The following is a 10,916-nucleotide window of genomic DNA, read 5'->3' as shown; positions in this document are numbered from 1 at the left end:
GTCAAACACAACAGTCTTCTCCTCTCCTGCTGCCAATTCAACAGGCTGATTGAACGCCACATCACCAATCTTACCTTCAAGAATACCTTTCACAGCAGCAGCGTCATGGTTCTTGACGATAACTTCTGCTGTAAGTTTTGCGGAAGTTGTATCCGGCAGAGGCAACACAGTTTCCACCAATGGGTCAGCCACTGTAACCTTACCTGTTGTAGTGAGTTTCACATCATTCCAGATACCTATGTTACGTCCGCGCATTGTAGGAATCCAGTCCCAACCGATAGTTGCATGGAACGTAGGATTATCCGCACCAAGGATACCACCGTTGAAGTCCGTACTCTGCTTGTTCTTTTCCTTGATTGCGCCGATATGGTTATTCTTTATAATCTCAACAGCGACAACATTCTTACCGGCAACGATAACGTCAGTTACATCAAACTTGCCACGCATGAACGCACCTTCTATTCTGCCAACCTTCTTTCCGTTAAGATAAACATTAGCCTTCCAGTTGATACCGTCGAAGTTAAGGAACACACGTTCTTTCTTGAAATCTGCCGGAACCTCAAACTCATCACGATACCAGAAGTTAGAATAGAAGAATGATTCGGAGATATTCAGCTGATTATCCGCATAATTCGGATTAGGAACAGCTCCGACATTCACATAACTGCTCAATACAGTTCCAGGGACAGTTGCCACAATCCAATTCTGAGGATTGAAACCGGTTGTAGAGATTTCATCACCTTTAGCAGTCACTTCGGATGCACGCTGCAGTTTCCAGTTACCGCCGGAAAGAACAATCTCACCATTTGCCACAGCAGGACGGGCAACAGGCTGAGCCTTCAAACCGCCCTTACCCATAACTTCCATTTCGCTCAGGATGTAATGGCCTTCGCTTGCAGGCTGTTCCATCAATACTCTCACATAACGGGCATTACCTTTAACTGCTATTTCGTCAGTCAAAGATTCACCGCCTGGCAACTCTGCCACATTTTTCCACTGCTTGGCATCGTTTGAAGTCTGGATTTTACCTTTAGAAGCCTTGTTTACCCAGTGCAAAACCACTTTGTCAAATGAAGAAGCACTACCCAAGTCAACATATATCCACTCATGCTTGTCTGTCTCACTCATCCATACACTGTTATAGAACTGCGAAGGTTTCATTTCCACAATATCATTCTGATAAAGGAAATTCATATCCATAAGAGTCCAGTATGCAGCACCTGCCATTTTGAAGCAAACACGATAATAAGAATAATCACCTGTTTTATCAAGACTTATAGTCTGATCGATAATTCTTACAGGAAGATCACCCTTTTCGCTCTGCTTGTTTGGGTCAGAGTGCATTTTATATGAAGAAGCCTTTCCTGGCAGACCGCTTCCGCTTGATTTGCCAAGTTCTTCCCAAGTCTTACCGTCGTTCGAACCCTGGCAAATGATTTCATAACCTTTATTTGCCTTAGCCGCATTATATGCAACAGAACCACGCATATAGATCTGATCAGCCTTCTTGCTGTAATTATTCAAAGAAAACTGGAAATAAGTATCCTCACCAACAGTTACATTACGTGAATAAGGTCCCTGGTCAATCATCCATTCACGCTCGCGGCGCGGTTTTTTACCATCTGGAGTAATCAAATCCAAATACTGCGGTTCCTTCTCTGTGATAACACCATCGGTCACAAGCTGAGCCACAAGATTATAGTCATGGCTTGACGACTGATATGCAGCGCGAAGCAATGCTATATTACGGTATGTATCATCGGGCTTCAATTCCGGAGAAAAATCCTCAGAAGGATTTCCGGGATAATGACCAATACCACGAGTGTAGTAATCAGAACGCTCGAAAGATTCTGTAGACGCTCCAGCTCCCGTGCAACTCCAGGACATAGCAACTGTTGCTGTTGCCAGTCCGCACATAGTAAGCACATGAGTCAGTTTTTTCGTTTCATTTTTTGTTTTCATAATATATAAATTGTTATAATCCACTGATTATTTGTTTTCTAGGTTTTGCAAATGTACATATAAAAAAACGGACTATTAAATTATTTAACAAGAAACTTCTCCATTTTTTCCCATTCAGCCAAGTGCAACAAAGTTGAATTGTAAACCAATTAAGTTCTAGCATAAGAATATGTAAAGACGCTTTCTTAATAGGATTTCTGGAGGTTGAATAACATTCATATCCGTATTTATCGGCATTAAAATTTACTGTAAACCTTAAATTATCAAGTTTTTTACTACTTTTGTTGTTATAAACATATATAATACAGAATGAGTAAAAGTATAGAAAGCAACAAACAGTTTATGGTAGGCAACGGACTCCTGGCTTTCGGAGTATTCTTCATCGTATGCCTGTTCCTCTATCTCGGTTTCCGTTCGCAAAAGAAAACAGGTGGCGAACAGACTTATAAAGACATCTACGAAATCTGTCTGACAAAATCATTTGCCGGTGATTCGCTGAACATATACATCAACGACAGTCTGATAATGGCACGCACGATGAATAATGCCGACATCACATTCCAGGTAAACAGATTTGCAGAAGAAAATGCACTTATGGTGGTAGATGCCAAGACTGACATCATGACTCCTTTCAATCTTAGTAAGGAAGGAGGAAAAGTCACAGTGGAAAAGAAAAACGGACAGATATTCTTTCTGTATGAAGGCTACGAACAATCTAAATAATTTATTTATATGAAAGACTTTTTGAAAATGACATTTGCCTCAATCATCGGAATGATGATTGCCGGTTTCGTATTGCTTATAATGGGCATATCGGTAATAGGCGGAATGGTGGCTACTACCGAAGTAGCAACTGTAGTGAAAGAAAATTCGGTTTTCGTGCTTGACCTTAAGGGTAGCGTAGTGGAAAGATATGAAGAAAACCCATTCGAACAGCTGATGGGTGAAGAAATAACTACCAGAGGACTTGAAGACATCCTGGCATCAATAGAGAAAGCTAAAAACGATCCAAAGATTAAAAGTATGCTTATCAATGCCGAAGCTTTCGCCTGTTCCACAGCATCACTCCAGGACATCAGAACTGCAATAGCCAACTTTAAAGAATCAGGCAAATTTGTAGTTGCTTACTCGGGCGCCTATACTCAGGGAGCATACTATGTTTCTACTGTAGCAGACAAGGTTTTCCTTAATCCTTCAGGTAGTATTTCATGGCACGGTCTTTCTGCACAGACTATGTTCCTGAAAGACCTGCTTGCCAAGGTGGGAGTAAAAATGCAGATCTTCAGAGTAGGTACATACAAATCGGCTGTTGAACCGTTCATCGCTACTGAAATGAGCCCTGCCAACAGAGAGCAGACTCTTGCTTTCACTCAGTCTATTTGGAATGAGATTGTAAGAGAAGTATCAGAATCTAGAAACATCTCAGTAGAAAAGCTGAATGAAATGGCCGACAAATGTATGGATTTCCAGCCTGCTGAAGCATACGTAGAAAACGGACTGGCAGACCAGCTGATGTATAAGGATGAGGTTTTGTCGTATCTGAAGAAACTGACAAATATCAGCGAAAAATCTACTCTGAATACTCTGACTCTGGACGACATGAAGAATCTTGCAGCGCCTTCAACTGTTAAGAGTCGTGACGTAATAGCGGTATATTATGCTTTCGGAGAGATAGACAATGCTGCAGATCCATACAATGAAGGTATAGTATCTGAAAAAGTGACAAAACATCTGCGTGACCTTAGAAATGACGACAATGTTAAGGCCGTAGTTCTCAGAGTAAACTCACCGGGTGGTAGCGCATACGGTTCTGAACAGATTTGGCGAGAAGTATCACTGCTGAAAGAAAAGAAACCGGTAGTGGTTTCTATGGGTGACTATGCAGCTTCAGGCGGTTACTATATCTCTTGTGCTGCCGACTGGATTGTGGCTCAGCCAACTACTCTTACTGGTTCTATCGGTATATTCGGAATGATTCCCGATGCATCGGAACTTATCACAAAGAAACTAGGAGTTAAAATAGACGGTGTAAAGACCAACAAACTGGCTGATATGGGAGATATGAGCCGTCCTTTCAACGCAGAAGAAGGTGCGCTGATACAGGGCATGGTGAACAGCGGTTATGAACTCTTCACCAAGAGATGTGCAGAAGGCAGAAATATGCCTATAGACAGTCTGAAGATGATTGCCGAAGGTCGTGTATGGTCGGGCGAAATGGCTAAGGAACTGAAACTTGTTGATGAATTGGGAAATCTTGAATGTGCTATCAAGAAGGCTTCTGAACTTTGCGGCATAAGAGATTACAAGGTAGCTTCTTATCCTAAGAAAGTTGATTTCATCACAAGCCTCATCAGCAACGCCAAACCTGAGAGATATATCAGCAGCAAGCTGGAAGACTCTTTCGGAGAATTCTACAACGGATTCATGATGATAAAGAATCTTGACAAGGCTGACCGTATACAGGCAAGAATGCCTTTTGAGATTTCTATAAACTAAAATGTATAATTGTTCCAACCACACGAAGATGAAACAAGACAAACCTCGCATATATATTCCCCTGCTTCCATTCTCGGCATTATACGGCATGGCTATATGGCTGAGAAACAAGCTTTTCGACTGGGATATTCTGAAATCAAGGAGTTTCCCTATACCGGTGATATGCGTGGGAAATATCACCGTGGGTGGAACCGGAAAAACACCTCACACTGAGTATCTGATAAGACTTCTGAAAGATGAATTCAGTGTGTGTGTGTTGAGTAGAGGATATAAACGTAAATCTGAAGGTTTCGTCCTGGCAGAGAAAGGAAAGAGCACTATAGAAGATATAGGCGACGAGCCTTTCCAGATGTGGCAGAAATTTCCGGATATCAATGTAGCCGCCGACAGCAACAGATGTAACGGAATTGACAATCTCATATCCAAGGTCGGCAACCGTGACAAAAAGCAGGTAATAGTGCTGGACGATGCATATCAGCACAGATATGTCAAGGCAGGAATGTACATACTGCTGATAGACTATAACAGACGTATCCGTCACGACACCCTCCTACCCGCCGGACGACTAAGGGAACCGGCAAGCGGGAAAAGCAGGGCTGATATTATCATAGTGAGCAAATGTCCGGAATGCTTAACATCTGAAGAAATGGACAGACTGCGTTCTGAAATATCACCAACAACAGAACAGGAAGTGTTCTTCACGTATATGAAGTACGGAAATCTGTACCGCATATTCCGTCAGGGAAATAACGACGAAATGAAACCTAAGGATATATCACCGGACAGCCATATACTGTTGCTCACCGGAATAGCATCACCCAAGGCTATAACAGAGAAGCTTAGGCAATACACCGGGAACATAGAGTCAATGGTATTTGCCGACCATCATAACTTCAGCCGGGAGGATATGGAAACCCTCAAAAACAGATTCATGTCAATGCCTGAAGGCAGAAGGATGATAATAACGACCGAGAAAGATGCAGCAAGGCTTACTACTCATCCACACCTGAGCGAAGAACTGAAACCATATATCTACGCTCTGCCTGTGGAAGTAAGCTTCCTGAACAACGAAACAATAAAGTTCAACCAAAAAATAACCGAGTATGTTAGAAAAAATTCAAGAAACAGCAGCATTCCTGAAAGCAAGGATGCAGACAAATCCTGAGACAGCAATTATACTGGGCACAGGACTGGGCAGCTTGGTACACGACATTACCGACAAGTATGAAATTCCTTATTCAGAGATACCGAATTTCCCCATATCGACAGTGGAAGGACACAGCGGCAAGCTCATCTTCGGAAAACTTGGAGGTAAGGACATCCTCGCGATGCAAGGACGTTTCCACTACTACGAAGGTTACTCGATGAAAGAAGTGACATTCCCTGTCAGAGTAATGAGAGAGCTCGGCATAAAGACACTTTTCGTATCGAACGCGGCGGGTGGAACTAATCCTGATTTCGAAATAGGTGACCTGATGGTTATTACAGACCATATAAACTTCTTCCCGGACAATCCGCTGAGAGGCAAAAATATAGATTACGGTCCTCGTTTCCCGGACATGAGCGAGGCTTATTCGCATGAGCTTATTGAAAAGGCATTCGAAATTGCAGCCGAAAAAGGTATAAAACTTCAGAAAGGAGTTTACATCGGCACTCAGGGACCGACCTTCGAAACTCCTGCCGAATACAAGATGTTCAGAATATTGGGAGCTGACGCTGTAGGTATGTCTACAGTGCCGGAAGTGATTGTGGCAAACCATTGCGGAATCAGAGTATTCGGTGTATCAGTAATCACTGACTTAGGTGTGGAAGGCAAGATAGTGGAAGTATCACATGAAGAAGTACAGAAAGCCGCCGATGCCGCACAGCCACGAATGACCAGCATAATGAAAGAACTTATAAACAGAGTATAAACAATTATATAATCATGCACGAAGGAAACAGAACAGAAATTTCCACTTTGGGAGAATTCGGACTGATAAAACATCTGACCGACAATATAAAGTTAGTAAACGACGAAACAAAATACGGTATCGGCGATGATGCTGCCGTGTTGGAATACAAAGACCGTCAGGTGCTCGTTACTACAGACCTGCTGATGGAAGGTGTACATTTCGACCTGGTATATACACCGCTGAAGCATCTGGGATATAAGTCGGCAATGGTAAACTTCTCCGACATATACGCAATGAACGGAACACCGAAGCAAATAACAGTCTCACTTGCCGTATCAAAAAGATTCTGCATTGAAGACCTGGAAGATTTCTATGAAGGATTGAAACTGGCATGCCAGCTGCATAATGTTGACATAGTGGGCGGTGATACCACTTCATCTGTAACAGGACTTGCAATATCTATCACATGTATAGGCGAAGCAAGAAAAGAAGACGTGGTTTACCGCAACGGTGCCAAGGAAACTGACCTTATCTGTGTGACAGGTGACCTTGGAGCTTCATATATGGGACTCCAGCTAATGGAACGCGAAAAGGCTGTGTTCAACGGAAGTAAGGATGTACAGCCTGACTTCGCCGGTAAGGAATATTTACTGGAAAGATTCCTTAAACCGGAAGCAAGAAAAGACATCATTGAGGAACTGGCAAAAGCAGGAATCAAACCTACAGCAATGATGGATATCTCCGACGGACTTTCATCCGAGTTGATGCATATATGTAGCCAGAGTAAATGCGGATGCCGTGTTTACGAGGAACGTATACCAATAGATTATCAGACAGCCGTAATGGCAGAAGAGTTCAACATGAACCTAAGCACTTGTGCCTTGAACGGAGGAGAAGACTACGAACTTCTTTTCACTGTGCCACTGACAATGCACGAAGCAGTTTCACAAATTAAGGATGTGAAAGTGATTGGTCACATCACAAAAGAGGAATTAGGCTGCGCACTAGTGACAAGAGACGGCAACGAACTGGAGCTTAAAGCTCAGGGGTGGAATCCTTTGAAATAAAAATACTATAATATTTTAGACAGCTTTAAATGTCAGCAATGCTTATAAAAAAAGAGTGTTGCTGACATTTTTTTATTTTTTTCGTAGAGGGGATAGGGGTTTTCGAATAAACCTGCGTTATGTCAGTGAAAGAAACAAAGAAATAAACAAAAATTGAATACTAACTTACTAAACTATTTGAATTATGAAACTGAAATTTTTAGCATTGTCTTTATTAATGGTAGCAGGTGTAAACATGGTTAACGCACAGAACTCAACCAAAGATTTCGTATCGGAAGACAGAAAACATGATATCCGCCTGTCTGTGAGCGACGGACTGACACAAGGAACTTCAAATATCCTAGGAATGGGTATCGCTGATGCAGTATTAGGATCAAAACGTTCAGACAGTAAAACTAGCCTCACTTACGGATTTGGCTATCGTTACAGCATCAACCGCTTCAGACTAGGTGCCGACCTCGGATTCGGAATGACAACTAGCAAACTTGCATTGGCAGGAGAAAAATCACCTTCAATAAAAGAAAAGGACTTGAGATTTCTGGTTCTTCCTACAGCCGAATTCGTTTACTTCAAGCGCAGACTGGTAGAACTATACGGATCGGCAGCAGCAGGTGTAAATTTGTCAAGACATTCAGAAACTGCACTGGCTAAAAATGCGACAGCAGGCAAATCGACCTTAAATACAGACTTTGCATACCAGGTAAATCCTATAGCACTCAGAGTCGGTAATGACCGTGTAGGTGGTTTTGTGGAAGCAGGTCTTGGAACTAAAGGCTTCGTAACTGCCGGTATAAGCTTCAAATTCTAAACAACACAATATCTAAACAGCTTAACTAAGCTTTTCACAAAAACTTTACTACTCTTTCTAACTAGAATAAGGGTGTACCAACCGGTACATCCTTATTTGATTTTCATGCTCCCAGAAATACATTTCAAACTCAATTTTCTTAGGATTAAACAACGATTAAAACATATTTCATCATCCAAAAGCACTTTTTTTTAAATTTTTCTTCAAAAAGATTTGGTAGTATAAAAAAAATGCCTACCTTTGCAACCGCAAACGAGAAACAACGGTGCCATAGCTCAGTTGGTAGAGCAAAGGACTGAAAATCCTTGTGTCCCCGGTTCGATTCCTGGTGGCACCACAAAAGTAAAATCCTGATTTCTAAATGGAATCAGGATTTTTTATTTTTACCACTATTCTAAAATAGTGTAGTAAAGATAAGGTAATCAGAAAAGAAGAATCATTCTCTTCGTTATACACAATTATTTTACTACTTTTGCCAATAAATAAATTATCAGAGTTTATAAAATGGCACAAAACTCACGTCAAATACAGTCGCAGGCTCAGCAACAGGTGCAGACACTATCACCGCAACAGGTTTTGCTGGTAAAACTTTTGGAACTGCCAACAGTAGAGTTGGAGGAAAGAGTACATGCAGAGATTCTTGACAATCCGGCTTTGGAAGAAGGTAGAGACCCTTCGGAAATAGCAGAAGACCAGGCAAACGAATATCCTACTGATCCGGATGCTGACCCTGACACAAATTACAACGAAGATGTTTCATTAGGCGATTATCGAACTGAAGACGATATTCCTGACTATAAATTACAAGAGAACAACCGTTCCAAAGGAGAGACTCCTGAGGAAATTCCTTTGTCGGACAATGTCTCATTCTACGAAACTCTCAAAGAGCAGCTCGACATGCAGGAACTGACAGACGAACAGAAGATGCTCGGTGAGTACATTATCGGTTCGCTGGATGACGACGGCCTTCTTAGAAAAACCACAGAATCAATAATGGACGAACTTGCCATTTACCAGGGTATATATACCACAGAAAATGAACTGGAACATATAATCTCCATTATACAGGATTTTGACCCTGCCGGTATAGGTGCAAGAAACCTGCAGGAATGCCTTCTTCTTCAGATAAAAAGAAAAGACGACTCTCCGCTGAAAAAAATCGAATATGATATAATAGACCAGTTCTGTGATGAATTTACAAAGAAGAATAAGGAGAAAATAATCCAGAAACTTAATATCACAGAAGAAGAATATAATGCGGCAGTAGCTGAACTGGTAAAACTGAATCCCAGACCAGGAAGTTCAATGGGCGAAGCTATGGGAAAAAATCTGCATCATATTATACCTGACTTCATCGTAGAAACTGAAGATGACGGAAACATAATATTAAGCCTCAACAACAGAAATGTTCCAGAACTAAGGCTCAGCCGTACTTTTACAGACATGCTGGAAGAACAGACCAAAAACAAGGCCAATCAGTCGAAAGAGGCAAAAGATGCATTCATGTTCCTTAAACAGAAAGTAGATGCAGCACAAGGATTCATCAATGCCGTAAAACAAAGACAGAACACTCTGTTAAGTACTATGCAAGCCATTATTGACCTGCAACGTCCGTTCTTCACAGATGGAGATGAAACGTTACTCAAGCCTATGATTCTGAAAGATGTGGCTGAAAGAGCCAAACTTGATATATCTACTGTATCAAGAGTGAGCAACAGCAAGTATGTTCAGACCAATTTCGGTATCTTTCCATTGAAATTTTTCTTCAGCGATGGATATACTACAGAGAGCGGTGAAGAACTTTCGGTAAGAGAAATAAAAAGAATCCTTAAAGAACTGGTTGATGGCGAAAACAAGGAAAAACCTCTCACCGATGACGAGCTGGCAGATGCCCTTAAAGAAAAAGGATACCCGATAGCCAGACGTACTGTAGCCAAATATCGAACACAACTGAATATTCCGGTAGCTAGATTAAGAAGGTAAATTATGGAAGAGAACAATATTCCTAACGAACTAACATATCATGAGTCTGTTCCCCTGACAGCAGAAGAAAAAAGAAATCCGCTGTATATAGCATCGTATATAGTATCGGCTATATTCACTCCTTTCATGGTACCGTTCGTGGCATTTCTATTGATATTTGTGTTTACATATCTCAATATTATGCCATTGTCATACAAGTTGTCCATACTTGGCCTGGTATATTGCTTTACTATCCTTTTTCCTATGCTGGGTATATACATTTTCCAGAAAATAAATGGCTGGGGGATTAAAGAGCTGGGAGACAGGGAAAACAGATTCATACCATACGGACTAACGATACTTAGCTATTTAGGTGGACTAATAACAATGTACCGTATACATACACCAAGATACATGAGCGGTATCATTCTGGCAGTACTTATATGTATGGTGCTGTGTACTATTGTCAATCTCAAAGTTAAAATAAGTACCCATGCGGCAAGTAGTGGAATGATGGTTGGAGGATTACTTTCCTACAGTTTCCTTTTCCAGTTCAATCCGGTATGGTGGCTTGCAGGATTTATTCTATTGGCAGGTATGTTGTGTACGGCACGTATTATAGTACGACAACATACATTAACTGAGGTATTCGGAGGATTTATACTCGGATTATTTTGCGGTGTCACAGGAATTTTGTTTATTTGAAAAGATATACTAACCTTGTAA

General features: G+C 41.4%; 9 protein-coding genes and 1 tRNA gene. 9 read left to right on the top strand and 1 reads right to left on the bottom strand.

Annotation, left to right across the window (positions count from 1 at the left end; genetic code table 11):
• Window positions 1-1,962: discoidin domain-containing protein (locus Q0486_RS15760; RefSeq protein WP_299235579.1), on the bottom strand; the 1,962-nt coding region annotated here is incomplete at its 3' end.
• A gap of 309 nt (window positions 1,963-2,271) precedes the next feature.
• Between Q0486_RS15760 and Q0486_RS15755 the strand changes: the two genes are divergently transcribed.
• The 9 genes from Q0486_RS15755 (at window position 2,272) to Q0486_RS15715 (ending at window position 10,895) form a co-directional block, all read left to right on the top strand.
• Window positions 2,272-2,685: a hypothetical protein gene (locus Q0486_RS15755; protein WP_299235577.1), complete on the top strand. Its 414-nt coding sequence runs from the start codon at window positions 2,272-2,274 to the stop codon at window positions 2,683-2,685.
• Between the two features lie 9 nt (window positions 2,686-2,694).
• Window positions 2,695-4,458 carry a signal peptide peptidase SppA gene (gene sppA, locus Q0486_RS15750; protein ID WP_299235575.1) on the top strand — a complete coding sequence of 588 codons (1,764 nt, stop codon included), beginning with the start codon at window positions 2,695-2,697 and terminating at the stop codon, window positions 4,456-4,458.
• Between the two features lie 28 nt (window positions 4,459-4,486).
• Window positions 4,487-5,623: a tetraacyldisaccharide 4'-kinase gene (lpxK, locus tag Q0486_RS15745; protein ID WP_299235573.1), complete on the top strand. Its 1,137-nt coding sequence runs from the start codon at window positions 4,487-4,489 to the stop codon at window positions 5,621-5,623.
• Entirely contained in the window at window positions 5,562-6,371 is an 810-nt protein-coding gene (locus Q0486_RS15740; protein ID WP_154044940.1) for a purine-nucleoside phosphorylase, read from the top strand. Before lpxK ends, Q0486_RS15740 begins: the two co-directional genes overlap by 62 nt.
• Before the next feature lie 14 nt (window positions 6,372-6,385).
• On the top strand, window positions 6,386-7,420 hold the full coding sequence (gene thiL / locus Q0486_RS15735; protein ID WP_299235571.1) for a thiamine-phosphate kinase: 1,035 nt from the start codon (window positions 6,386-6,388) through the stop codon (window positions 7,418-7,420).
• Between the two features lie 184 nt (window positions 7,421-7,604).
• Window positions 7,605-8,228: a hypothetical protein gene (locus tag Q0486_RS15730; protein ID WP_299235570.1), complete on the top strand. Its 624-nt coding sequence runs from the start codon at window positions 7,605-7,607 to the stop codon at window positions 8,226-8,228.
• Between the two features lie 264 nt (window positions 8,229-8,492).
• Window positions 8,493-8,565, top strand: a tRNA-Phe gene (locus tag Q0486_RS15725).
• A gap of 167 nt (window positions 8,566-8,732) precedes the next feature.
• Window positions 8,733-10,211: an RNA polymerase factor sigma-54 gene (rpoN, locus tag Q0486_RS15720; protein WP_299235568.1), complete on the top strand. Its 1,479-nt coding sequence runs from the start codon at window positions 8,733-8,735 to the stop codon at window positions 10,209-10,211.
• Window positions 10,212-10,214: 3 nt separating this feature from the next.
• Entirely contained in the window at window positions 10,215-10,895 is a 681-nt protein-coding gene (locus Q0486_RS15715) for a phosphatase PAP2 family protein (RefSeq protein WP_299235565.1), read from the top strand.
• The last annotated feature ends 21 nt before the right edge of the window (window positions 10,896-10,916 follow it).

The organism is uncultured Bacteroides sp., assembly GCF_937912035.1.
Classification (GTDB): Bacteria; Bacteroidota; Bacteroidia; order Bacteroidales; family Bacteroidaceae; genus Phocaeicola.
The sequence above is the reverse complement of the archived record's forward strand: the minus strand, read 5'-3'. Positions and strand labels throughout refer to the sequence as shown.